Origin of the sequence: Sphingobium sp. LSP13-1-1.1, from assembly GCF_040676415.1 — a bacterium.
Lineage (GTDB): Bacteria > Pseudomonadota > Alphaproteobacteria > Sphingomonadales > Sphingomonadaceae > Sphingobium.
In genome coordinates this window covers 135,574-158,136 of the sequence record NZ_JBEGHU010000067.1, presented here as the reverse complement: position 1 = coordinate 158,136, position 22,563 = coordinate 135,574, and the positions used below count along the sequence as shown (strand labels likewise).

The window sequence follows — 22,563 nt, the reverse complement described above, 5'->3', positions numbered from 1 at the left end:
GATATGATGGGCGTTTGTCCTACCTAAAGCCGATGACCGGCACCACCCTTACCGACCGCGCGCTCCTCAGAATTTCCGGCGAGGATGCGAAAAGCTTCCTGCAGGGCCTGCTCACCCGCGACGTCCTGAAGCTGAAGGAGGGGGAGCCGCGCTGGACCGCGCTGCTGACGCCGCAGGGCAAGGTGCTGTTCGATTTCATCCTCTGGGCAGGGGGTGACGATGTGCTCATCGATTGCGAGGGCGCTCAGGCGGATGCCCTGATGAAGCGACTTACGATCTACCGGCTGCGGCGCAAGGTGGCGATCATGCGGGAGGATGTGCTGGCGGTGCATTGGGCTCTCGAAGCGCCCGGCAAGCCGTTCGATCCGCGCTTGTCGGAACTCGGCCACCGCTGGATCGCAACGCAGGATGAAGGCGATGCATCCGCGGCATTCCGGGCGCACAGATTGTCGCTCGGCATATTCGAAGGCGCGGGCGAACTCGGTCAGGACCAGCTCCTCTGGCTGGAAACCAATGCCGGCGAACTGAGTGGCGTGGATTATGACAAGGGATGCTATGTGGGGCAGGAAAACACCGCGCGCATGCATTATCGCAACAAGGTGAGCCGGCGCCTGGTCGCGGTGCCGATGGCACAGGCCGACGAGAAGCGGCAGAAGGCTGCGCTGACTGATCTTGGCCTCTCCATCGAATTGCGGCGGATGGAGGATATGGATCCCGCCGCCCTGCCAGGCTGGCTTGCCGCGGCCATGGCGGACCAGGCCGCCGAATGAGGCACGTCTTCGTCGCGCTGCTGGGCGCGTGGCTGCTGATCCTTCCCGCGCAGGCGGAGACGCGCTGGAAACTCGTCCGAAGCTATCCGCACGACCCCGGCGCCTTTACCGAGGGGCTCTTCTACCATGATGGCGCCCTGTATGAGAGCACGGGCCTGGAGGGCGAGTCGGAGATTCGGAAGGTCGATCTCAAGAGCGGCAAGGCGCTGGCCCACCGGATCATTCCCCGCCCCTATTTCGGAGAGGGCATCGTCAACTGGAAGGACCGGTTGATCAGCCTGACCTGGCGGCACCGGCAGGGCTTCGTGTGGAAGCTGAACGATTTTTCCCCGGTTTCCCAGTTCCGCTATGAGGGCGAAGGCTGGGGGCTGACGCAGGACGGGCACAGCCTCATCATGAGCGACGGCACTGCGCAGCTTCGCTTTCTGGACCCCGAAAGGCTGACCGAGGAACGCCGGATCACCGTGACGTGGAATGGCCGTCCTGTGGACCGCCTCAATGAACTGGAATATGTGAAGGGCGAAATATGGGCCAATATCTGGTACGATACCCATATCGCCCGGATTGATCCGCGCACCGGCGCGGTGATCGACTGGCTCGACATCGCCCCTCTCCTGCAGGCAAGCGGCGCCAGGGACAGCGAGGCGGTCGCCAATGGCATAGCCTATGACGCGAGGACCGACCGTCTGTTCGTCACGGGGAAGAATTGGGCCAGATTGTTCGAGATAAAGGTCGAGAAATAGGTCGGGCCAGTGAACTTCAGCGCCAGAAGCGCAATTCGCCGGAACCCGCCATGGCAGGGACAACGTCCCTCTCTCAGCGCCCGGAGCATGCCAAATGGATGGGGAGAAAAGGTCCGGAGGGTTCTGTTGCCCGGCCCCTCCGGAGGCCGCTGAATTCCCTTCTGTTGCCCGGTGGGTTCAACCGCGTTCTTTTTGAGTAATGTCAGGCCGTGAGGCCATCAATTACGCAGCAAGAGCAAGAGCCTCGTTATCGTTGGCACTTGTGAGTTTTGAACCTTTTTACGGCGTACTCAGGCCGGGTAAAGGCACCGCTTTTCAACACACGTCGATCCTAGTTCGGCCCCGTCACGCGCCCCGAAAACCGGGGAATGTGGTGGAGCCGCCGGGTACCGCCCCCGGGTCCGCTGCGCCTATTGCACGATACGATTTATCACCATAGCCGGGCGAACCCGGCACCGCCCTATATGGAGAGGCGCATCCGGTTTATCAAGCCGTCGCCGTTCGCAGGTCCAGGACAGTTCTCCCGTCGATCCGGAATCCCGACTCTTCCCCTGCCTCCGATCCGGCGCTAAAGCCGCGGCATGATCCTCGTCATCGACAATTATGACAGCTTCACCTGGAACCTCGTCCATTACCTCATGGAACTGGGCGCGCAGGTTGAGGTCGTCCGCAACGACGCCATTTCCGCCGGCCAGGCCCTTTCCACCGGCGCGCAGGCATTTCTGCTCTCGCCGGGCCCCTGCACACCCAACGAAGCGGGCGTCAGCCTTGATCTCGTCGCCGCCTGCGCCGATGCCGGCGCGCCGCTGTTGGGCGTGTGCCTCGGCCATCAGTCGATCGGCCAGCATTTCGGCGGTCAGGTCGTGCGCGGCGGGCTGATGCACGGAAAGACATCGCCGGTCACGCATGATGGCACCGGGCTGTTCCAGGGGCTGCCTTCGCCCTTTACGGCCACCCGCTATCATTCGCTGATCGTCGAGAACATTCCCGAAAGCCTTGTCGTCAACGCCACCAGCGAAGACGGTTCGGTCATGGGATTCCGGCACCGTGACCTGCCGATTCATTCGGTGCAGTTCCACCCGGAAAGCATCGCCACGGAACATGGCCACGACATGCTGGCGAATTTCATGCGGATCGCCGGCATTCCGGTCCGCGAACGTGTGGCGGGCTGAACCGCTTTCCCCGGCAGTCCGGCCGCCTGTCCTCCTGCTTCCTCAACGCCGGAAAATTGATCACCGTCAGTCCTGCGAATCCGGAAGTAGACGGCGCGATATGGCACCGCCCAGTACCACGCTGTTGCACATCCATAGCGACTTTCGCGTATCCCATCTCGACTCTGGCACCTTCCCATGATTAAGGCAGCGACCATGACCCGCCTGCCCGACCCCTGCCAGCCTCTCGACGCGCAACAGGCCGCAATAGCTTTCGATATGCTGTTCGATGCCGAGTTGCCGGAGGAGGAAATCGCCGGTTTCCTTGTCGCCATGGCCCGGCGGGGCGAGACGGCAACGGAAATCGCCGCCGCTGCCCGCGCCATGCGCAAGCGCATGATCCCGGTCACGGCGCCTGCGGGGACGATCGATGTCTGCGGCACGGGCGGCGACGGGCATCACACCCTCAATGTTTCGACCGCGGTGTCGCTGGTCGTCGCCGCTGCCGGCGTCCCCGTGGCCAAGCACGGCAACCGTGCCGCCTCCTCCAAGGCGGGCGCGGCCGATACGCTGGAGGCGCTCGGCCTGGACCTGGCTCGAGCAGCCGCGACAGCAGAAGCAACGCTGGCCGATCTTGGCATCTGCTTCCTTTTTGCGCAGAATTATCATCCCGCGCTCAAACGGCTTGGTCCCATTCGCAGGGCGATCGGGGAACGCACCATCTTCAACCTGATGGGGCCGCTCGCCAATCCCGCAGGGGTGCGCCGCCAGCTGGTCGGCATCGCCCGCCCTGACTATGTCCCCGTCTATGCGGAGGCGCTGGCGGAACTCGGCGTCGATCACGCGATGATCGTTTCCGGCGACGAGGGACTGGATGAATTGTCGCTGGCCGGCGGCAACGAACTGGCGGAGGTGAAAGGCAGCAGCCTTGTCGCGATGCGTCGCCTGACCGCTGCGGAACTCGGGCTTTCCACCCATCCGGTCGATGCGATCAGAGGGGGCGACCCCGCCTATAACGCTGCCGCCCTGCGCGCCCTGTTGCAGGGCGAAGCTGGTCCCTATCGCGATGCGGTACTGCTGAACGCTGCTGCCGCCCTTGTCGTGGCGGATGCCGTATCCGATTTTCGCGAAGGCGTGGGGGAAGCCGCCGAAACCATCGATCGCGGCCTTGCCAATGCACTCCTCAATTGCTGGATTGCCTATAAATGACGAACAAGCTGATCGAAATCTGCAATATGAAGCGAGAAGAGGTCGCCAGCCGAAAGGTGGCAACCGCCATTTCCGCGCTGCACGCCCGCGCCGCCGAGCAGACGCCGCCGCGCGGCTTTCGCAAGGCGCTGGACGACGCAGCCCGCTCCGGATTCGGCCTGATCGCCGAGGTCAAGAAGGCCAGCCCGTCCAAGGGCCTGATCCGCCCGGACTTTGATCCCCCCGCACATGCCCGCGCCTATGCGGCTGGCGGCGCGGCCTGTCTGTCGGTGCTGACCGACGCACCCTTTTTCCAGGGGCATGACGACTATCTGGTCGCGGCCCGCGCCGCCTGCGCCCTGCCGGTGCTGCGCAAGGATTTCATGATCGATCCCTGGCAGGTGCTGGAAAGCCGCGCATTGGGGGCCGACGCGATCCTGATCATCGTCGCGGCGCTCGATGACAATCAGATGGCGGAGATAGAGGACGCCGCGCTCGGCCTGGGCATGGACGCGCTGGTCGAAGTGCATGACGCGCAGGAACTGGAGCGGGCGATGAAACTCCGCTCACGCCTGATTGGCGTCAACAATCGTGACCTTAGAGACTTCACGGTCGATTTCGCCCGGACATATGAATTGGTCGGCCATGCTCCGGAAGGCTGCACCTTCGTCGCGGAAAGTGGCATAGGCAGCCATGACGACCTGATCGCCATGGCGGATCATGGCGTCCGCTGCTTCCTGGTGGGGGAAACGTTGATGAGACAGGCGGACGTCGAAACGGCCACATGCAAGCTGCTGACCGGCCAATGAGCAAGCTCACCCATCTGGACGAGGAGGGATCGGCCCATATGGTCGATGTTTCCGCCAAGGCGACAACCGCGCGCAAGGCCGTCGCGAGCGGCCGCATCAGCATGAGCGCCGAAGCGGCGGCGGCCATCGCGCAAGGGTTGGTGAAGAAGGGCGATGTGCTGGCCGTCGCCCGCGTCGCCGGTATCATGGCGGCCAAGCGGACCTCCGACCTGATCCCGCTCTGCCACCCCATTGCGCTCAGTTCCGTCAGCGTCGACCTCGACCTGGACGGCACCGGCGTGTCCGTGACGGCGACTGCGAAGACGGCCGGACAGACCGGCGTGGAAATGGAGGCGCTGACCGCCGCCTCGGTCGCGCTGCTGACGGTCTATGACATGGCGAAGGCGCTGGACAAGGGCATGATCATCAGCAACGTGCGGCTGCTGGCCAAGAGCGGCGGCAAGTCCGGCGACTGGACAGCTGGGGAAGAGGGCGCGGCATGAGCCTGCTTCCCGTCGCGGAAGCGCAGAGCCGCCTGATGGCGCTGGCAAGGCCGCTGCCGACGGATCATGCGCCTGTAGCCGCCTGCGCCGGGCGCTGGCTGACGGAAGATGTCGCAGCACTGCGCGAGCAGCCCTGGGCCGACCTTTCCGCGATGGACGGCTATGCCGTTCGCGCCACCGAATCGCCGGGGCCATGGCAGGTGGTTGCCGAAAGCGCGGCGGGTGGGGCGCTTCCTCCGCCGCTCGAGCCCGGCCAGGCTTGCCGCATCTTCACCGGAGCGCCCCTGCCGCCGGGCGCAGACGCCATATTGATCCAGGAAAATGCTGCCCGCGAAGGAAATGAGCTGCGCGGGCTCGAAGAGGCGCTGGCTGCGGGCCGCCATGTCCGCTCGGCCGGCTCCGATTTCCGCAAGGACGATCTCCTGCTGACGGCCGGCAGCGCGCTTGGCCCCGCGCAGATCGCGCTTGCCGTAGTGGCGGGGCATGGCGCACTGCCCGTTTCCCGCCGGGCGCGGGTCGCGTTGATCTCCACCGGCAATGAACTGGTGCCGCCCGGCGCGTCGACGCAGCCAGGCCAGCTTCCGTCATCTAACGCACCCATGCTGGCGGCCCTGCTTGCCAGCCTCCCCTGCGACATCATCGACCTGGGGATCGTGCGAGATGACCTGCCCGGCATGGCCCAGGCCTTTGCCCGCGCCGCCGATGCCGACATCATCGTTTCGACCGGCGGCGCGTCGGTCGGCGACCATGATGTGGTCCGTCCAGCCTTCGCCCAGGCTGGCGGCTCGCTCGATTTCTGGAAAATTCGCATGCGGCCGGGCAAGCCGCTGATGGCGGGGACATTGGATTCCGCCATCTTCCTGGGCCTGCCGGGCAATCCGGTATCGGCCTTCGTAACCGCGACGCTGTTCCTGCTGCCGCTAGTCCGCCACATGATGGGCGCGGCGTCGCCCCTGCCGCGCACCGCGGTCGCGACATTGGCAGCGCAGCTACCCGCCACGGGGGAACGGGACGACTATCTTCGCGCCTTCCGCACCGAAGCCGGCATCGTTTCGGTGACGTCGCAGGACAGTGCCGCCACCGCCGCCCTGGCCATGGCAGACTGCCTCATCCTGCGTCCCGGAGGCTCCGCTCCGGTGGCGGCAGGCGATCCCGTCACGGTGCTTCCCCTAATATAAGGGCCTTGCATAAGGAAAGGGGTCGCCATGCGACCCCTTCCAGTGCGAAGCTGATGAATGTTCAGCGCTGCTGCTTGCCGGGCGACTTGTCCTGACGGCGCTCATCACCCATTTGGCCCTGCCGGTCTTCCTGCTGTTGCTGGCGTCCACCCTGATTGGCACGGTCGCCGCCCTGCTGATCGCGACGTTGATCGCCGCCCTGGTTGTTCTGGTTGGCCATCTTACTCTCCTATTCACCTTCTTCGGCGAAGGCAGGCTTGAAAACGGCCCGGCGGCCGGCACGTTCCCTTAAACGCGGCGAACCGTTAGGCGCTTGACTTGCCCCGTTCCGTTTCCTATGCGTTCCCTATCCGTTCCAAAGAAGGGCAGGCGAAATGTTGACACCCAAGCAACAGGAATTGCTGAGCTTCATTCAGATCCGGCTGGAAGAGGGAGGCGTATCTCCTTCTTTCGAGGAGATGAAGGAAGCGCTGGACCTGCGGTCGAAATCCGGCATCCATCGCCTGATCAATGCGCTGGAGGAGCGCGGCTTCATCCGCCGCCTGCCCAATCGTGCCCGCGCTCTTGAAGTGCTCAAGCTGCCCGATGCCATGCATCGCGCGCCCAGGCTGGTCGTGCCTGCCAAGGCGCCGGTGACAACTGCTCCTGCCTTGAGCAAACCACCGATCGTCGCCAATGACATATTGGAGATTCCCCTGCATGGCCGCATCGCGGCCGGTGTTCCGATAGAGGCATTGGAGGGACAGAATATGCTCTCCGTACCCGCGGCGCTGCTTGGGACCGGGGATCATTATGCGCTGGAAGTCGCAGGGGACTCCATGGTCGAGGCAGGCATACTCGACGGCGATTTCGCGCTTATCCAGCGTACCGAAGTCGCGCGGGAGGGGCAGATTGTCGTCGCTCTGATCGATGAAAATGAAGCGACGCTCAAATATTTCCGGCGAGAGGGGCCCAAAGTCAGACTCGATCCTGCCAATAGTGCCTATGAACCGCAGATCTACGACCCGCGTCAGGTTCGCATTCAGGGCAAGTTGGCCGGGCTGCTGCGACGCTATAACTGACCGCCTCCGGATCGGCGCGGCCAAACGGAAGGTCGCGCAATCCACGGATGCCCGTCGTTCCGCATTTTCGCGCTGCGCACGGTACCATGGTCCAGATCGATGGCCAGCCCCCCGGTCTGAGCGAGGAATCGCCTATCCACCTTCAGCCAGCGAGGACGGCAGGCACCTGGCAGTCTACGGTCGCTGACGACGATATCGGCATTGGCGCAATCCCGCGCCAATATCGCATGGTCGATATTTACATTGCTCCGAGTGAGCAAAAGGTTCCACTTACGTCCCCCGCCCACCAGGCGGACGGCGCAGAGATCAAGCGAACAATGTGCCTGGGGCAACGTCGGCAGTGCTTCCAACGCGCCACCGTAACCAGCGCTTTCCGCCAGCATGTCGCGTGTGTAACTTCCGGCCCGTGCCCGCAGTATCGCCATGCCACTTGCGGTGCGAACCGCGACGTGGCGGCCATCGCTGCTGATCAATATGCCAGGCATCGGGGTCGCGAGGATCATGGTTACGCCTGCGGCAACGGGCATCAGGCCAGCCCAGCGCCAGTGACTCCGCCATAGGAGGCACCACAGCATGCCGAGCATCACGAGGCCGAAAACAGCGCCGGATTGGGCGGGCGTCAACATCACTGCCCAAGGGCTGGATGCTACGCCATGGGCCACCAGCAGCAGCAGATCCAACGCCCGCGCAGCAAGCCACCAGAAGGGCGCGCCCCACCCGCCCAGATCGAACAGCAAGGCCAGCGCTTCCAGCGGCATGACGACCAGAGTGGTAAGAGGTATCGCGACCAGATTGGCGACCGATCCCATCATGCCCGCCTTGTGGAAATGGAACAGAGCGATCGGCGCGAGCACCAGTTCGACCACCAGACCCGTAAGCAACATGCCCGCAAGACTGCGCCCCAGCCGGCGCCATGCCGCCTCGTCGCGCCCGGCTGCAAAGCGTCGGAAAGCGGGATGCTCGCCCAGTGAAACCAGAGCGACCACGGCGGCGAAGCTCATCTGGAAACTCGGTCCCATCAATGCTTCGGGCCATATGGCGAGCACGACCAGCGCCCCGGCCGCGACCAGGCGGAGGGTGATCGCATCCCGCCCCATCGCCAGTCCTCCGAGCACCAGCAGGGCAGCGATGCAGGACCGCACGGTCGGCACTTCGGCGCCGGTCAGGATCGTATAGCCGAGGCCGGCCAAAGCCCCACCGCCCGCCGCAAGGAGCATCAGCGGCCAATCGAGCGCTGCCCGGCGGCTGAGCGCCATCAGCCGCATCAGCAAAAAGATCACCACACCGATCAGTGCCGTCACATGCAGGCCGCTGATCGACAGGAGATGCGCAAGGCCGCTCCGCCGCATCGCCTCCGCATCGGCTTGCATGATCGCGCCCTGATCACCCGTGGCCAGGGCAGCGGCAATGCCGGCCCCCTGGCCGGGAACGCGCGTCAGAATGTGCTCGAACAAACGCGTTCTCAGGCGCGGACCTGTGGTGGCGGGCCGCAGGATCGTGATGGGCGGCAGCGCACGGCCCGTTGCGCCGATACCATCGAAATAGGCCCGGCGCGCAAAATCATAGCCACCCGGCAAGCTGGGCGGCGCTGGCGGCATCAGCCTGGTACGGACGGCCACGACGGCCCCCTCACCCAGTCCAGCCGGCGTCGAGGACTCGTCAAGATTGATGCGTACCAGGGCGGGCAGCGCCGGCATGCCGATCGGCCGGATCAAAAGCCGACTCATGTGCTGAGCAGGCAATCTATGAACGGATTGGACTTCTCCCTTCAGCGTGAGGACGACAGGGCGGGCCAGAGGAGGCGATCCCACCACCATGGCCTTGCCCCAGACCAGCAGGCAACCAGCGCAGGCCAGCAGGCTGCCAGCGACGAGCGCCTGACGCGTCCGGCCACCCGGTGGCAAAAGCAGCGCAGTGAAGGCGACTCCCAGCATCACGCAGCAGAAAGCAAGCCAATCCAGCCGGTTGGACAGAACGAACCAGGCGGCTATGCCCGCCGCCAATGCCACGGGGACCCAAAGCGGCAACCGCTCGCGCTCTTCCTCCAGCCACAGTTCCAGCGGGCGCCAGAGCGGCGCCATCCTCCCTCCAACCCAAGTGGCAACGGAGGTTTGTCGTGGCTCGAAAGCCATGCTAGGGGGCGTCGCGATCATGGATAGGTCGGGTGGATATCTGGGCAAATGTCAGGGAATGAAGCGGTGAGTGCTACGGGATTGAACAAGCAGGTAGTAACCCGTTTTGCGCCTTCGCCCACAGGTTTTCTTCACATTGGCGGCGCGCGCACCGCGCTGTTCAACTGGCTGTTCGCCCGCCACCACGGCGGCAAGTTCCTGCTGCGGATAGAGGATACCGACCGGACCCGTTCGACGGAGGAAGCGGTCGCCGCGATCTTCGATGGCCTGGAATGGCTCGGCCTGAGCGGGGATGAACCAGCAGTCTTCCAATTCGAACGCGCGCCGCGCCATGCCGAAGTGGCGAACCAGATGCTTGCGGCAGGCCATGCCTATCGCTGCTATGCGACGGCCGAGGAATTGGCCGAGCTGCGCGAACAGCAGCGTGCCGCCAGGCAGCCGATGCGCTATGACGGGCGCTGGCGTGACCGCGATCCTTCGGAAGCGCCCGAAGGTGCGCCCTTCGTCATCCGCCTGAAGGCGCCCCGCGAAGGCGAGACGGTGATCGAGGATGCCGTGCAGGGCCGCGTCGTCGTACAGAATGCGGAACTGGACGACATGATCCTGCTACGGTCGGACGGGACGCCCACCTATATGCTGGCCGTCGTGGTCGACGATCATGATATGGGCGTCACCCACGTCATTCGCGGCGACGATCACCTCAACAATGCATTCCGCCAGCTAGGCATCATAAAGGCGATGAATTGGGAAGAACCCGTCTACGCCCATATCCCGCTGATCCACGGTTCCGACGGCGCAAAGCTGTCGAAGCGACATGGTGCGCTGGGCGTGGACGCCTATCGCGACGAGATGGGCATGCTCCCCGAGGCGGTGCTCAACTATCTGCTGAGACTGGGCTGGGGCCATGGCGACGAGGAGATCATCTCCCGCCAACGCGCCGTGGAACTCTTTGATATCACAGGCGTCGGCCGCTCGCCCTCTCGCTTCGACATCAAGAAGCTCGAAAATCTGAACGGCCATTATCTGCGTGAGGCGGACGATGCGCGCCTTGCCGCGCTGGTTGCTCCCAGGGTCGCGGCGAGGCTGAACATGGCTCTGCCCGAGAGCGGAGAGAAGCTGCTCACAGAGGCCATGCCCTCGCTCAAGCCGCGTGCCAGGACGCTTAACGAAATTGCCGAAGGCGCCGAGTTCCTGTTCAAGAATGGCCCGCTGGATTTTGACGAGAAGGCGCTTGCTCTGCTAGACGATTCTGCGCGCGTGCTGCTGGGACAGACAGCCGACGCTCTTGCACCCGTCCAGTCCTGGACGGTCGAAGCGATCGAAGAAGCCATTCGCCGCGTGGCAGAGGATGCCGGCCTCGGGCTTGGAAAGGTCGCGCAGCCATTGCGCGCGGCGCTGACCGGTCGCACGGTTTCGCCGGGAATTTTCGACGTCCTTTTCCTTCTGGGAAAGGCGGAGAGCTTGGAACGATTGGCCGCTGCAAGGCACGCATCGGCCAATTGAAGTATCAGGAGAACACCATGTCGGATAACAATGCCACTTTGAGCGTCGGCGGCGATGCAAAGGACTATGCCATTCTGAACGGCACGGTCGGACCGCAGGTGATCGACGTTCGCAAGCTCTACGCCAACACCGGCATGTTCACCTATGATCCCGGCTTCACCTCGACCGCGAGCTGCGATTCAGGGCTGACCTATATTGACGGCGATGCCGGCGTGCTGCTCCATCGCGGCTATCCGATCGATCAGCTCGCCGAACAGTCGAGCTTCATGGAAGTGTCCTACCTCCTGCTCAACGGCGAACTGCCGTCGAAGAAGACGCTGGAGGATTTCACCCGCACCATCACACGCCACACAATGGTGCATGAACAGCTCACCACCTTCTACCGCGGTTTCCGCCGCGATGCGCACCCCATGGCGATCATGTGCGGCGTGGTGGGTGCGCTGTCGGCCTTCTACCACGATTCGACGGACATCAACGATCCGGAACAGCGCAAGATCGCGAGCCATCGCCTGATCGCCAAGATGCCGACGATCGCGGCCATGGCCTATAAATATTCGGTTGGTCAGCCCTTCGTCTATCCGCGCAACGACCTCAGCTACACCGCCAACTTCCTCAACATGACCTTCTCGGTCCCGGCGGAAGAATATGTGATCGATCCGGTCGTCGTCGACGCGATGGACAAGATCTTCACACTGCACGCCGATCACGAACAGAATGCGTCGACATCGACCGTGCGCCTCGCCGGTTCGTCGGGCGCCAACCCCTTCGCATGCATCGCGGCCGGCATCGCCTGCCTGTGGGGCCCGGCGCATGGCGGTGCGAACGAGGCCGCGCTCAACATGCTGCGCGAGATCGGCACTGTGGATCGCATTCCGGAATATATCGCCCGCGCCAAGAACAAGGACGATCCGTTCCGCCTGATGGGCTTTGGTCACCGGGTCTACAAGAATTACGATCCGCGCGCGACGGTGATGCAGAAGACCGCAAAGGAGGTTCTCGCCAAGCTGGGGGTCGACGATCCGATCTTCGACGTGGCCAAGGAACTGGAGCATATCGCGCTCAACGATCCTTATTTCATCGAAAAGAAGCTCTATCCCAACGTCGATTTCTATTCGGGCGTGATCCTTTCGGCCATTGGTTTCCCGACCGAAATGTTCACCGTGCTTTTCGCCCTTGCCCGCACTGTCGGCTGGGTCGCGCAGTGGAACGAGATGATTTCCGATCCCGCGCAGAAGATCGGCCGTCCGCGCCAGCTTTACACTGGTCCGACGCAGCGGGATTATGTCCCCGTCGAAAAGCGCTGAGCGCCACCCTCGACAGGATATGGATATGGAAACGGCGCCCCGCGGGCGCCGTTTTCGTTTGAGCAGAAGCCCCAAAGGCACGCGACTGTCGCCCCGGTGATCAGCTGTTTTTTTTCCGCATCCATGTCACACCAGCCGGAGCTGGCTCGTCATACAGGCACAATCCAGGAAGAAAGGTGCCGACATGACTGCCAAGCTAGATCCCTTTGCCGCCGCCCCCCAGCTTATGAAGAGCTGGTTTGCCACCTCCAACGCCATTAATGGCAGCCTTGAGCCCAGCCTCACCGAACTGGTGAAGATCCGCGCGTCGCAGATCAACCAGTGCGCCAACTGCCTCAACATGCACACCGCCGATGCCCGCGCGCAGGGCGAAAGCGAACAGCGCATCTATCTGCTCTCCGCCTGGCGCGAGGCGCCTTGCTATACGGCACGCGAACGTGCCGCACTGGAATGGACCGAGGCCTTGACGCGCCTCTCCGAAGGGCACAGCCATGAAGCGGCCCACAAGGCCCTGGCAGCCGAATTTTCGGAGGAGGAGCAGGTGAAACTGACCCTGATGATCAACATCATCAACGGCTGGAACCGCATCGCAGTGGGTTTCGGCCTCTGGTACGATACACCGGCCAAGGCGGCCGCGTGATGGCGCCGGGGATGCACGGGGACGCGGCGGAGAGCTTCGATCCGCTGCGTCCCCGACTTGTCCGCGTCGCCTATCGCATGCTGGGTTCGGTGTCGGATGCCGAGGATGTGGTGCAGGAGGCCTTCATCCGTTGGATGAGCGCGGACCGGGAGGCAGTGCGCGAGCCGGAGGCGTTCCTGCGCCGCACGGTCACGCGGCTGTGCCTGGACCAGCTCAAATCTGCTCGGCACAGGCGTGAAACCTATATTGGCCCCTGGCTGCCCGATCCGTTGGTGGAAGAGGCCGAGGAAGAAGAGGACGTCACGCTGCCACTGATGTTGGCCCTGGAACGATTGTCGCCGCTGGAGCGGGCTGCTTTCCTGCTCCACGACGTTTTCGGCGTCGGCTTTGAGGAAATCGCCGCAACGGTCGAGCGCGACGCGGCGGCCTGCCGCCAACTGGCGGCCCGGGCACGCACCCATGTGCGAGAGGCGAGGCCCCGTTACAAGGTGGAAAGGCAGCGCGGGCTGGAGATCGCCGGAGCCTTCTTCGCCGCCTCGCGAAGCGGCGACATGACGGCGCTGGGTGCCATGCTTGCCCAGGATGTCAGCCTGCACAGCGACGGCGGCGGCAAGCGTCCCGCGGCGATAGTTCCCGTGCTGGGTTTCGGCCAGGTGATGCAGGTTCACAAGGCGCTGGCCGTGCTGTTCGGCAAATATGGATCGACGCTGGTGCATGTGGGCCTGATCAACGGCCTTCCCGGTTTCGTCACTCGGGAGGCGGACGGCGAATTCCAGACCACGGCACTCGACATCGAGGACGGGCACATCACTGGCATCTATGTGATGCGCAATCCCGACAAGCTGCGCCACCTGCACTGAATGGGCTTGAGCCTAAAGAAAAATGCGTCGCGCGGTGGGAACGGACCGGATCAGATAATAGGCGCCCAGCGGCAACAGCAACGCCTGCATCAGCAGCCAAGGCTTGGCCACATAGGGCGAGAGATAGTGGATCACCGCGACGTGGAGATACATGATGACCAACGATGCGCGGCCGATCGCAGCGATCCAACCGGAAAAGGGCGCGATCCGCACCGAAAGACGGAACAGCAGCAGGCTGGTGGCCATGGCCGAGCCAAGGGACAAAAAGGGCCAGCCATAATCAGCCGCCTTCATGTTGAGCGTCGGGATCAGTGTCATCAGCCCGGCCAGCGATAGCGGCACCAGCAACGGAAGCATCCAGCTTCGCCAGCGTACAAGCTGCCATGCCGCCCCTAGCCAGAGGAGGACCAGCGCCATGGGTACGGTCAACACGCCCATCGGCGACAGGCTGGTGAGCCGGCCCGCGCCATAGGCGATCAGCAGCACCGGCAGCATCAGCAACGCCCAACGCCGATCAAGCGGATCGGGCCAGCGGACGAGCGCCATATTGAACAGGATACGCGCCAGCACCAGGCAGGGCACGAACCAGAAGATCGTGAACGGCCCCCGCAACCACGACCCGCCCAGCAGGATCGGCACCAGGTCCAACGGCCAGTCATGGAAGATCGGCCTGCCTCCCTTCATCCTTTCGATGAACTGGTCCGCCAGGATCAACAGGATAAGGAAAGCCGCATAAGGCCGCATCTGGGAGAGAAGCTGGCGACGGGTGAAGCGTCCCGCCGGCTGCGGCCGCGAAAGCAGGCCGGAAAGCAGGAAGAACAGCGGCATGTGAAAGCTATACATGGCATCGCGCAGCCCGCCGCGCGTCCACACATGCCCAACCACCACGGCGACGATCCCGATGCCGCGCGCGACATCGATCCATTCCAGCCGCCCTCCCGCCGGCGGATGCGCCTCATGCCCCCTGTTCTCCATCCCTTCCACGCCCTATAGGAAGCGGCACGCGCGTCAATCGCCAGCCTTCATTCACGGAAAAACGCCTCTTGTCCCTGCTTCATGACCGAGTCCTGTTCATCGATGGCGAGGCCATCATCCTCGACAAGCCGGCGGGCCTGCCGGTCGATGCGCCGCGTGACGGATCTCTTTCGCTGGAAAACCATCTTTCCTCGCTGACCTTCGGCTTTCAACGCTGGCCGCTGCCGGTTCACCGGCTGGACCGCGACACCAGCGGCTGCCTGCTGCTTGCCCGCAATCCCAAGGCGCACAAACGTTTTGCCGCAGCTTTCGAAGCCGGAACGGTCGCAAAGCGCTATGTCGCGGTGGTCGACGGCGTTCCCGCGGAGGACAGCGGCACCATCGAACTGTCGCTCAAGAAGATCAGCACAGCCACTCAGGGCTGGCGAATGATCCCGGCAAAGGCGGGCAAGACAGCGCTCACCGAATGGCGCAAGATCGCAGAGAAAAATGGCCGTGCGCTGATCGTCTTTACTCCCCGCACAGGCCGGACCCATCAGATCCGTACCCATGCGTTGCACGGCCTGGGCTTCGGCATAGCGGGCGACCCCGTCTATGGATCGGGGGAAGGCCCGATGTTGCTGCACAGCCGTTTCCTCAGCATCCCGCGTGGAGAGAAGCCGCCTGCTGAAGCAAGCGCCCCCTTGCCTCCCACCTTCGTGGCGGCGGGATTCGGGCAGGAACTGCTCGAACAGGCCGGGCTCTAGGCCTCTTGCCGCGCATTCCCGTCACCCGGTCGATCTCCATCGACAGCGATGAACTGTCGGAGAGCTTCGTCCGATCGACAGGCGCGGGTGGCCAGCACGTCAACACGACAGACAGCGCGGTGCAACTGCGCTTCGACGTGGCGAACAGCCCGTCGCTGCCCGATGCGGTCAAGTACCGGCTGGCGGCGATCGCCGGACGAAGGATGACGGCGGACGGGGTGCTGATCCTCCGTTCCGAAGGCTCGCGATCGCAGCTTTTGAACCGGCAGGAAGTGTTGGCTCGCCTGATCGAACTCGTCCGGGAGGCCACGGTCGTGCCCAAGGCGCGCAAGGCGACAAAACCCGGCAAAGCCGCCAAGGCGCGTCGCGTCGATGCGAAGAAAGCGCGCAGCTCGGTCAAGGCCGGACGTGGCAAGGTGCGGTTGGATTAGCCGGTCTGGCCTGTACATGCGGCGTCCCCTATATGAAGGCCATGTTCGATTTTTCTCCCGCGGCCAACGCCGACAAAGCCACGCTCTACGATGACCTGCTCTCCGCAGCCGATGCGCTGACGGCAGGGGAACCCGATGCCATCGCCAATATGGCCAATGTCGCGGCACTGATCTGGCAGTTCCTGCCCGACCTCAATTGGGCAGGCTTTTACCGGATGGCAGAAGACGAGCTGGTCCTCGGCCCCTTCCAGGGCAAGACGGCCTGCATTCGCATTCCACTGGGCAAGGGCGTCTGCGGCGCGGCGGCCGCCAGCGGCGAGACGCAACTGGTCGAGGACGTGCACGCTTTTCCGGGCCACATAGCCTGCGATGCCGCCAGCGCTTCGGAAGTCGTGGTGCCGGTGATCATCGAAGGCAGGGTCGTCGCTGTACTCGACCTCGACAGTCCGCTGCCTGCGCGCTTCGACAGGACCGACCAAGAGGGACTGGAAACACTGGTCGAACGGATCGCGGCGCGTCTAGCCTAGGATCAACCCTTCCGGATTTACTGCCCCTTTTCGGGACAGGCATCAGAATGCCGACGCTTGGTCGGCGACTTCGCATCATGCTAAACAAATCCTTAAATATCAGCCGAAAACGGGGATTCGAGCATGCATATCCGGAGCTTCATCCTGGCCGGGACCTTTCTGGCGATCGGGTTGACGACGCCAGCGTCCGCTAATGGCCCGGTCAGGGGTGGAAGCATGGTTTCCCGGTCGGCAGTGCATGCAGGGACCGCAGTTCACCGCTGGGGACCGCGTTATCAAGGCCGCTGGTATGCCGGTTGGTACGCGCCGGGCGGCTGGGCAGCCTATCGTCGGCCGGTGATGGGCTATGTCCTGCCGCGTTACTGGATCAGCCCGGCCTATCAGATCCGCAACTATGGCGCTTACGGCTTGCCGGTGCCGGCCAGCGGCTATGGCTGGTCACGCTATTATGATGACGCGGTGATGACGGACCGGGACGGCCGGGTGCACGACTATCGCAACGGCGTCGCATGGGAGGCGGGCGATGCGCCGCCACCGCCGGGCCTGCGCTATGATGACGAGGTTACAGCGCGGGATGGCGCACCCCTGCCGCCGATGGACTATGAAGGACGCTGGAGCGGTACATGGCGTGACAAGGACGGAAAAACCTTCAGCGGCGATTATGAAGGCCGCTTCGAGGGACAGGTCCACGGTGGACCGGGCGTGGATTTCAGCCCGCCGCCTTATGCGGGTACGCCGGACCGGATGAAGCGGCGTACCGCGCCGGGGGAACCCGTTGTGACCACGACGCAGACGCCGGGTTTCATTTCAGGGGGCTATTATTATCCCGGCACCACGACCACCACGGTCGTTGTCCAGCCTGCCGTCACCACCACCCGGACCTATGTGACCGAAGTTCCGGTGAGAAAGCGCAGAGTGCGGTAAGAGCGCATCAACAGCTTTTCGAAGCGGAGGGAACGGCCCAAAGCTGAACCATGCTTCTGCAAGGGCAGGGACATGTTGCGCTCCAGCACGATGCCAGGGAAGTAGAACGGGTTTCGATCGCCTGGAAACCCCTAAGCTGCGCGGGATCGGATCGCTGCCCAGGGCCGGGGCCTTCCCATCAGATAGCCCTGACCGATTGTGCAGCCGCGCGCGATCAGCATTTCGACCTGGCCGACGGTTTCCACGCCTTCGGCCACCACCTCCATGCCAAGGCTGCTGCCCAATTTCACGATGGCGTCGACGATGACGGCGTCGCCTGGATCCTGTTCGATGTTGCTGATGAAGCTGCGGTCGATCTTGAGCACGTCGACCGGATATTGCTTCAAATGGCTGAGCGATGCGTAGCCAGTGCCGAAATCGTCCAGCGCGATCCGCACGCCCGCCAAGGACAGGCGATGCAGTGCCCGCTCCACCTGCTCGGCGCCGCGGCCCAGGAAAACCGTCTCCGTCACCTCTATCTCGAATCGCTGCGGTGGGATCGCGCAGCGTGCCAGATGGGCGAGGACATAGTCCGCAAAATCATGCTGCATGAAATCGGCGGCGGACGCATTAATGGCTACTCGACCAGGATCCTGGCCGGCCCGGCGCCACCGGTCGACGTCGCGAACGACCTTCGCCAGCATCTTTTCCGTAAGCTCGACAGCCAGTTCCGTATTGTCGAAGGCCGCGGCGATCGTGTCGGGCGCATGTACGCCGGTACGAGGGTGCCGCCAGCGGAGCAGCGCCTCATACCCCAGAACGCGGCCGGTCCGCATATCCACCTTTGGCTGATAATAAGGGACGACAAGATCGTCCACCAACGCCTGGCGGGCCATATGGATCATCGAGCTGCGGTGCTGCGCGTCAGCACGCAGTTGCGACTGGAACAGCGTCAGCCGCCCCCGCCCAGAGGATTTGGAGGCATAGAGCGCCAGGTCCGCCGCCTTCAGCAACTCCGTCGCATCATCGCCATGTTCGCCGAACACCGCGCCACCCATGCTGATCCCATAGTCGAGCGATCGGCCATTATGGACATAGGGCGCCCGCACCCCACCCAGCAATTCGACGCTCCAGTCAGAAAGCGCCGCGCTGCTGGCAAGGGAGGGTGCGATCATGCCAAACTCGTCACCGCCCAGCCGCCCGATCATCGCATCGGCCGGCGCACAGGCGGCAAAGCGTTGCGCAAAGCCGCAGAGAAGCGCGTCGCCCGCGTCATGGCCGAGCGTGTCGTTGGTCCGCTTCAGATCGTCGATATCGACCAGGATCAGACCGAAGCTCTCGCCTGTCCGGCGCGCCTGCTCGGTCATTTCCTCCAATGTCGCCTGCCACAGCGCCCGGTTGGGCATGTGCGTCATGGGATCATGGGTGGCGGCCCAGCGTATGCGTTCCTCGCTGTTCCTTTCCTCCGTCACGTCCTGAAACGTGACGATGACGCGCAGCGGCTTTCCGCAATCCGAAAAACTGCTCCATCCGACGCTCTTGATCCATCGCAGGGCGCCGGTATCCGCCCTGTGCACCCTTAACGTGGCTTCGAAATGGGGCGGCATGTGCTCGCTCGCAACTGCGTCCAGCATCGCGGCAAGGCGCGGACGATCCTCCGGATGGACCAGCCGCAATGCGAGTTCACTCGTCGCCGGCTCAGTGTCGGACAGGCCAAGCATCGTCCGGAATTCCCGCGACCAAGTTCGCGTCCCGGCGACGGCGTCGAAATCCCATATGCCAAGACGCGCCGACTGCACCGCCAGGCGGAATCGCTCCTCGCTGTCGGCCAATTCGCGCTGCGCCATTTTCTGCGCGTGAATATCTTCCAGCGTGCCGTACCAGCGCACGACCCTGCCCTTCGCGTCGCGCCGCGCCGAAGCGCGCGCCCGCATCCAGCGATAGCTTCCGTCGCTCAGGCGCAGCCGATAGTCCACGTCGAGGGGATCGCCAGTATGCAGTCTTTCGGTCCAGACGGCCAATGTCCGCTCGACATCGTCCGGATGCAGCGAGTCGATCCACCCCCGGCCCCGTGCATGCTCCGGCGGCATCCCGGTCAGTTCCTGCCAGCGGGGTCCAACCTCATCGATCTCGCCCGTGACCGTTGCGGTCCAGGGGACCTGCGGACTTAGCTCGACCGACCAGCGGTAATGCTGGCGGCTTTCCGCCAACGCATCCGCGAGCGCCCGCCGTTCACCGTCGTAACGCTCGTCCACATCCTCGATCGTTCCGTACCAGAGCGGCGCTTCGTCAGGTTCCTGGACCAACGTCATGCGCACGAGGCCCGATCGCGTCTCGCCGATACGGGTGTGCATCCGCACCAGGACAGGATCGGGCTGCACGGAGCGGTTGGCCGCTTCCGCCAAGGCCCGCCAGTCGGCCTTGGCCAATATGGCGCGCCAGCCCTTGCCCATGATGTCGCAGGAAAAATGGCGGGCGAAGAGGTTCGACATGATCTCCCGGGACAATATGCGTCCGCGACAGTCAGCGATCCACCGAATCAGCGGCGGCGAGACGCGCCCAAAGACCGGCGAGAACAGGAGTTCATTACGATAGTGAAATCCCTCCCATTCCAGCCCGTTCGGAGCCAGTTCAGAAGCGAATTCGCCAAATCTGCGATCAGCAAAACGGTCCATCTACCGATCCTGACCCATCGCCATTTCCGCAATCCATCAGCGATCAGTACCGGAAAAAGTTAAATAAGCTTTCCAACGCCGTAACGCATGATGATCCACAATGGCATGACCCTCCACCGATCAGAGAAGGGCGCAACCCGCCCTTATGATCCAAGGCGGAATCGACGCGGCCTTATTTGCGGAAGATCGCCGCCAGTTCGCGAGGCAAGGCCGGTTCGTCCCGGCTCTCTGCCTGCCGGGTTGCCTGCACCTGCTGCTCCGGATCGAAACGGGTCCAGCCGTTGCGGCTCAACCGTTCCAGCGGGCGATAGCGGATCTTGTACTGCATCCGCTGCGATCCTTCGACCCAATATCCCAGATAGACATAGGGCAGGCCGGCCTTGGCCGCACGCAGGATATGGTCCATGATGATGAAATTGCCCAGCCCCTTGCGATGCTCCAGTTCCGTATCGAAGAAGCTGTAGATCATGGAGAGACCGTCACCCTGCCGATCGGTGAGGCAGGCGCCGATCAGCTTGCCGGGTCGACCATTTTTTCCAGGCTCGCGATATTCGATGACATGGCTTTCGACCGGGGTCTGTTCGACCATGTCCGCGAAATCCATCTCGTCCATTTCGGTCATGCCGCCGCCAGGATGGCGGGCACGCAAATAGCGCTGAAGCAATTCGAACTGCTCCTCTGTCGACCACGGCTTGCAAGCCGTGATGACCAGGTCTTCATTCCGCCGCAGCAACTTGCGCTGGGTAGCGTTGGGTTCGAATTCGCCAGCGACCACACGTACCGATACGCAGGCGGAACAATCCGCGCAACTGGGGCGATAAGCAACGTTCTGGCTGCGGCGGAAACCGATCCTGCCAAGGGCGTCGTTCAGTTCGGACGCATTGTCGCCGTTCAGTTCGGTAAATACCTTCCGCTCGTTTTTGCCGGGCAGATAGGGACAGGGACTGGGATTGGTGACGAAAAAACGCGGAAAGCGGAAAGGCGCACTCACAACCGCATCTCCCCCACAGCGTTGCCCGACCCCTGATTCATGAGGCGACTATGCCGTTCGCGGGCCGCTGTGAAAAGTTTATTTACCACGAAAATTGGTTAAGCGGCAGATAAGAGGCAGAGGCTCCACGGGATGGCCCGGAAATGGCCGATGTCGGACGTCAGGCGACCTCGATTGGCGCGACCTCATAGCCCACTTCGCGCAGGGCCGCGATCAGGCGTTCCAGATGGGCGCCATCCCGCGTCTCGCATTCCACGTCCAGACTGAGTCCCTTGGCCGGCAGATTGGTGAAGATCCGCTGGTGCGACAGTTCGAGAATATTGACCGCTTCCTGATCGAAGATGCGCGCCACATGGAACAATGCGCCCGGCCGATCCTGAAGGATGATGCGCAGCCGCGCCAGCCGCCCCGACCGCGCCAGATCGCGCAGCAGCACATTGGCCAGCAGTCGCGTGTCGATATTGCCCCCGGTCAGGATCAGCCCGACGCTGCGCCCCGCGAACAACTCCTTGTGGGTCAGCAGCGCCGCGAGACCAGCGGCGCCCGCACCCTCCACCACCGTCTTCTCGATCTGCAGCAGCAGGCTGACGGCTTCCTCCAAATGGCGCTCACTCACCAGCAGGACGTCATCAGCCAGCCGCTCGACGAAGCGGCGCGTGAGTTCGCCCGGTTCCTTGACGGCAATGCCCTCCGCCAGCGTATCGCCGTCGCAGGGCAGGTTCGCACCCTTGATATGGTCGTACATCGACGGATAAAGTTCCGCCTGCACACCATAGATCCTGATATCCGCCTTCATCGCCTTGGCCGCCGTCGCCACGCCTGAAAACAGGCCGCCGCCGCCGATGGGCACGATCAGCGTGTCAATCTCCGGCACATCTTCCAGCATTTCCAGCGCGACCGTCCCCTGTCCGGCCATGATGTCCGGCTCGTCGAAGGGATGGATGAAGGTCAGGCCCTGCTCCACCTCAAGCAGCCGGGCATGGGCATAGGCATCATCGAACTTCTCGCCAAATTGGACGACCGTAGCGCCATGACCCTGCGTCTGCGTGACCTTCACCGTGGGCGTCGTGTTGGGCATGACGATGGTGACCGGCACGCCCAGCCGCTTGCCATGATAGGCAAGACCCTGCGCATGATTACCCGCAGAGGCAGCAATCACGCCCTTCTTCTTCGCCGCCTCGTCCAACTGCAGCAGCCGGTTGAGCGCGCCCCGTTCCTTATAGGCGGCGGTGAACTGGAGATTTTCGAACTTCAGATACACCTTGCAGCCGAACATGGCCGACAGCGTCTGGCTGATCAACGTCGGCGTGTGCACGACGGAACCGGAAATTCGCACCCGCGCCGCGAGGATGTCGTCGACGGAAATGGGCAGCGGCACGGCGTTCTCGATCTTGGTCAGCGTGTTCATGGCGCGCCACCTAGCTTAAAATTGCTTCGGAAGGAACTGGCACTGACCGAAAACTCTGCTTATGGCTTGCGGGCGCGCATACAATT

22 protein-coding genes and 1 other RNA gene are annotated in these 22,563 nt (G+C 63.4%); 16 read left to right on the top strand and 7 right to left on the bottom strand.

The window, feature by feature from the left end; all coding sequences use genetic code 11:
- Window positions 1–32 precede the first annotated feature (32 nt).
- Window positions 33–770 (top strand): YgfZ/GcvT domain-containing protein, encoded by a 738-nt coding sequence (locus MRBLSP13_RS20700; protein ID WP_363737429.1) that lies wholly within the window; start codon window positions 33–35, stop codon window positions 768–770.
- Window positions 767–1,513 carry a glutaminyl-peptide cyclotransferase gene (locus tag MRBLSP13_RS20695; RefSeq protein WP_363736985.1) on the top strand — a complete coding sequence of 249 codons (747 nt, stop codon included), beginning with the start codon at window positions 767–769 and terminating at the stop codon, window positions 1,511–1,513. Before MRBLSP13_RS20700 ends, MRBLSP13_RS20695 begins: the two co-directional genes overlap by 4 nt.
- A gap of 150 nt (window positions 1,514–1,663) precedes the next feature.
- Here MRBLSP13_RS20695 and ssrA read toward each other — a convergent pair.
- Window positions 1,664–2,007: a transfer-messenger RNA gene (ssrA, locus tag MRBLSP13_RS20690) on the bottom strand.
- Window positions 2,008–2,094: 87 nt separating this feature from the next.
- On the opposite strand from ssrA, the gene MRBLSP13_RS20685 reads away from it, so the two are divergent.
- The 5 genes from MRBLSP13_RS20685 to glp all read left to right on the top strand — a co-directional run bounded on the left by MRBLSP13_RS20685 (window position 2,095) and on the right by glp (window position 6,321).
- Entirely contained in the window at window positions 2,095–2,685 is a 591-nt protein-coding gene (locus MRBLSP13_RS20685; RefSeq protein ID WP_363756415.1) for an anthranilate synthase component II, read from the top strand.
- Window positions 2,686–2,880: 195 nt separating this feature from the next.
- Complete coding sequence (gene trpD, locus MRBLSP13_RS20680) at window positions 2,881–3,873, top strand: anthranilate phosphoribosyltransferase (protein WP_363756413.1); 993 nt, start codon at window positions 2,881–2,883, stop codon at window positions 3,871–3,873.
- Window positions 3,870–4,661, top strand: a complete 792-nt coding sequence (trpC, locus tag MRBLSP13_RS20675; protein ID WP_363756411.1) for an indole-3-glycerol phosphate synthase TrpC — start codon at window positions 3,870–3,872, stop codon at window positions 4,659–4,661. The genes trpD and trpC overlap by 4 nt, the downstream gene beginning before the upstream one ends.
- Complete coding sequence (gene moaC, locus MRBLSP13_RS20670) at window positions 4,658–5,143, top strand: cyclic pyranopterin monophosphate synthase MoaC (RefSeq protein WP_363756409.1); 486 nt, start codon at window positions 4,658–4,660, stop codon at window positions 5,141–5,143. Before trpC ends, moaC begins: the two co-directional genes overlap by 4 nt.
- Window positions 5,140–6,321, top strand: a complete 1,182-nt coding sequence (gene glp / locus MRBLSP13_RS20665) for a gephyrin-like molybdotransferase Glp (RefSeq protein WP_363756407.1) — start codon at window positions 5,140–5,142, stop codon at window positions 6,319–6,321. The genes moaC and glp overlap by 4 nt, the downstream gene beginning before the upstream one ends.
- 61 nt (window positions 6,322–6,382) lie before the next feature.
- On the opposite strand, the gene MRBLSP13_RS20660 is transcribed toward glp, so the two are convergent.
- Window positions 6,383–6,541, bottom strand: coding sequence for a hypothetical protein (locus tag MRBLSP13_RS20660; RefSeq protein WP_363736997.1), 159 nt, complete (start codon window positions 6,539–6,541; stop codon window positions 6,383–6,385).
- Window positions 6,542–6,695: 154 nt separating this feature from the next.
- Here MRBLSP13_RS20660 and lexA point away from each other — a divergent pair, with 154 nt between their 5' ends.
- The gene (gene lexA, locus MRBLSP13_RS20655; protein WP_133654116.1) at window positions 6,696–7,382 is read left to right on the top strand and encodes a transcriptional repressor LexA; all 687 of its coding nucleotides are present in this window, start codon (window positions 6,696–6,698) and stop codon (window positions 7,380–7,382) included.
- Here the strand turns inward: lexA and MRBLSP13_RS20650 are convergent.
- Complete coding sequence (locus tag MRBLSP13_RS20650) at window positions 7,373–9,463, bottom strand: ComEC/Rec2 family competence protein (protein ID WP_363737000.1); 2,091 nt, start codon at window positions 9,461–9,463, stop codon at window positions 7,373–7,375. The two genes, lexA and MRBLSP13_RS20650, sit on opposite strands and share 10 nt — an antisense overlap.
- A 99-nt stretch (window positions 9,464–9,562) precedes the next feature.
- Here MRBLSP13_RS20650 and gltX point away from each other — a divergent pair, with 99 nt between their 5' ends.
- From gltX to MRBLSP13_RS20630, 4 genes are all read left to right on the top strand, one after another.
- A complete protein-coding gene (gene gltX, locus MRBLSP13_RS20645) occupies window positions 9,563–11,017 on the top strand; it encodes a glutamate--tRNA ligase (RefSeq protein ID WP_363756405.1) in 1,455 nt (484 codons plus the stop codon).
- 17 nt (window positions 11,018–11,034) lie between these two features.
- Complete coding sequence (locus MRBLSP13_RS20640) at window positions 11,035–12,321, top strand: citrate synthase (protein ID WP_133654114.1); 1,287 nt, start codon at window positions 11,035–11,037, stop codon at window positions 12,319–12,321.
- 184 nt (window positions 12,322–12,505) lie between these two features.
- Window positions 12,506–12,961, top strand: a complete 456-nt coding sequence (locus MRBLSP13_RS20635; RefSeq protein WP_363756403.1) for a carboxymuconolactone decarboxylase family protein — start codon at window positions 12,506–12,508, stop codon at window positions 12,959–12,961.
- Window positions 12,961–13,821: a sigma-70 family RNA polymerase sigma factor gene (locus MRBLSP13_RS20630; RefSeq protein ID WP_363756401.1), complete on the top strand. Its 861-nt coding sequence runs from the start codon at window positions 12,961–12,963 to the stop codon at window positions 13,819–13,821. Before MRBLSP13_RS20635 ends, MRBLSP13_RS20630 begins: the two co-directional genes overlap by 1 nt.
- Before the next feature lie 12 nt (window positions 13,822–13,833).
- Here the strand turns inward: MRBLSP13_RS20630 and MRBLSP13_RS20625 are convergent, their stop codons facing one another.
- Window positions 13,834–14,796, bottom strand: a complete 963-nt coding sequence (locus MRBLSP13_RS20625; RefSeq protein WP_363756399.1) for an acyltransferase family protein — start codon at window positions 14,794–14,796, stop codon at window positions 13,834–13,836.
- Window positions 14,797–14,864: 68 nt separating this feature from the next.
- On the opposite strand from MRBLSP13_RS20625, the gene MRBLSP13_RS20620 reads away from it, so the two are divergent.
- The 4 genes from MRBLSP13_RS20620 to MRBLSP13_RS20605 all read left to right on the top strand — a co-directional run bounded on the left by MRBLSP13_RS20620 (window position 14,865) and on the right by MRBLSP13_RS20605 (window position 17,424).
- Complete coding sequence (locus MRBLSP13_RS20620; RefSeq protein ID WP_363756397.1) at window positions 14,865–15,542, top strand: RluA family pseudouridine synthase; 678 nt, start codon at window positions 14,865–14,867, stop codon at window positions 15,540–15,542.
- Window positions 15,543–15,547: 5 nt separating this feature from the next.
- Window positions 15,548–15,973, top strand: a complete 426-nt coding sequence (gene arfB / locus MRBLSP13_RS20615) for an alternative ribosome rescue aminoacyl-tRNA hydrolase ArfB (protein WP_363737011.1) — start codon at window positions 15,548–15,550, stop codon at window positions 15,971–15,973.
- Between the two features lie 41 nt (window positions 15,974–16,014).
- The gene (locus MRBLSP13_RS20610; protein ID WP_363737012.1) at window positions 16,015–16,500 is read left to right on the top strand and encodes a GAF domain-containing protein; all 486 of its coding nucleotides are present in this window, start codon (window positions 16,015–16,017) and stop codon (window positions 16,498–16,500) included.
- A gap of 216 nt (window positions 16,501–16,716) precedes the next feature.
- Entirely contained in the window at window positions 16,717–17,424 is a 708-nt protein-coding gene (locus MRBLSP13_RS20605) for an RcnB family protein (RefSeq protein WP_363756395.1), read from the top strand.
- A 131-nt stretch (window positions 17,425–17,555) separates the two neighbouring features.
- Here the strand turns inward: MRBLSP13_RS20605 and MRBLSP13_RS20600 are convergent, their stop codons facing one another.
- The 3 genes from MRBLSP13_RS20600 to MRBLSP13_RS20590 form a co-directional block, all read right to left on the bottom strand.
- On the bottom strand, window positions 17,556–20,078 hold the full coding sequence (locus MRBLSP13_RS20600; protein WP_363756393.1) for a sensor domain-containing protein: 2,523 nt from the start codon (window positions 20,076–20,078) through the stop codon (window positions 17,556–17,558).
- Window positions 20,079–20,250: 172 nt separating this feature from the next.
- Window positions 20,251–21,069 carry an arginyltransferase gene (locus MRBLSP13_RS20595; RefSeq protein WP_133654106.1) on the bottom strand — a complete coding sequence of 273 codons (819 nt, stop codon included), beginning with the start codon at window positions 21,067–21,069 and terminating at the stop codon, window positions 20,251–20,253.
- Window positions 21,070–21,229: 160 nt separating this feature from the next.
- Window positions 21,230–22,477 (bottom strand): threonine ammonia-lyase, encoded by a 1,248-nt coding sequence (locus MRBLSP13_RS20590; protein WP_363737017.1) that lies wholly within the window; start codon window positions 22,475–22,477, stop codon window positions 21,230–21,232.
- Between the last annotated feature and the right edge of the window lie 86 nt (window positions 22,478–22,563).

Coding starts and splice junctions, on each gene's coding strand:
- trpC (WP_363756411.1), top strand. CDS start 3,870: ATGACGAACAAGCTGATCGAAATCTGCAATATGAAGCGAGAAGAGGTC.
- MRBLSP13_RS20685 (WP_363756415.1), top strand. CDS start 2,095: ATGATCCTCGTCATCGACAATTATGACAGCTTCACCTGGAACCTCGTC.
- MRBLSP13_RS20590 (WP_363737017.1), bottom strand. CDS start 22,477: ATGAACACGCTGACCAAGATCGAGAACGCCGTGCCGCTGCCCATTTCC.
- MRBLSP13_RS20660 (WP_363736997.1), bottom strand. CDS start 6,541: ATGGCCAACCAGAACAACCAGGGCGGCGATCAACGTCGCGATCAGCAG.
- MRBLSP13_RS20640 (WP_133654114.1), top strand. CDS start 11,035: ATGTCGGATAACAATGCCACTTTGAGCGTCGGCGGCGATGCAAAGGAC.
- gltX (WP_363756405.1), top strand. CDS start 9,563: ATGTCAGGGAATGAAGCGGTGAGTGCTACGGGATTGAACAAGCAGGTA.
- MRBLSP13_RS20605 (WP_363756395.1), top strand. CDS start 16,717: ATGGTTTCCCGGTCGGCAGTGCATGCAGGGACCGCAGTTCACCGCTGG.
- moaC (WP_363756409.1), top strand. CDS start 4,658: ATGAGCAAGCTCACCCATCTGGACGAGGAGGGATCGGCCCATATGGTC.
- MRBLSP13_RS20650 (WP_363737000.1), bottom strand. CDS start 9,463: ATGGCGCCGCTCTGGCGCCCGCTGGAACTGTGGCTGGAGGAAGAGCGC.
- MRBLSP13_RS20610 (WP_363737012.1), top strand. CDS start 16,015: ATGTTCGATTTTTCTCCCGCGGCCAACGCCGACAAAGCCACGCTCTAC.
- MRBLSP13_RS20695 (WP_363736985.1), top strand. CDS start 767: ATGAGGCACGTCTTCGTCGCGCTGCTGGGCGCGTGGCTGCTGATCCTT.
- MRBLSP13_RS20630 (WP_363756401.1), top strand. CDS start 12,961: ATGGCGCCGGGGATGCACGGGGACGCGGCGGAGAGCTTCGATCCGCTG.
- MRBLSP13_RS20625 (WP_363756399.1), bottom strand. CDS start 14,796: ATGGAGAACAGGGGGCATGAGGCGCATCCGCCGGCGGGAGGGCGGCTG.
- MRBLSP13_RS20700 (WP_363737429.1), top strand. CDS start 33: ATGACCGGCACCACCCTTACCGACCGCGCGCTCCTCAGAATTTCCGGC.
- lexA (WP_133654116.1), top strand. CDS start 6,696: ATGTTGACACCCAAGCAACAGGAATTGCTGAGCTTCATTCAGATCCGG.
- MRBLSP13_RS20600 (WP_363756393.1), bottom strand. CDS start 20,078: ATGGACCGTTTTGCTGATCGCAGATTTGGCGAATTCGCTTCTGAACTG.
- glp (WP_363756407.1), top strand. CDS start 5,140: ATGAGCCTGCTTCCCGTCGCGGAAGCGCAGAGCCGCCTGATGGCGCTG.
- MRBLSP13_RS20635 (WP_363756403.1), top strand. CDS start 12,506: ATGACTGCCAAGCTAGATCCCTTTGCCGCCGCCCCCCAGCTTATGAAG.
- trpD (WP_363756413.1), top strand. CDS start 2,881: ATGACCCGCCTGCCCGACCCCTGCCAGCCTCTCGACGCGCAACAGGCC.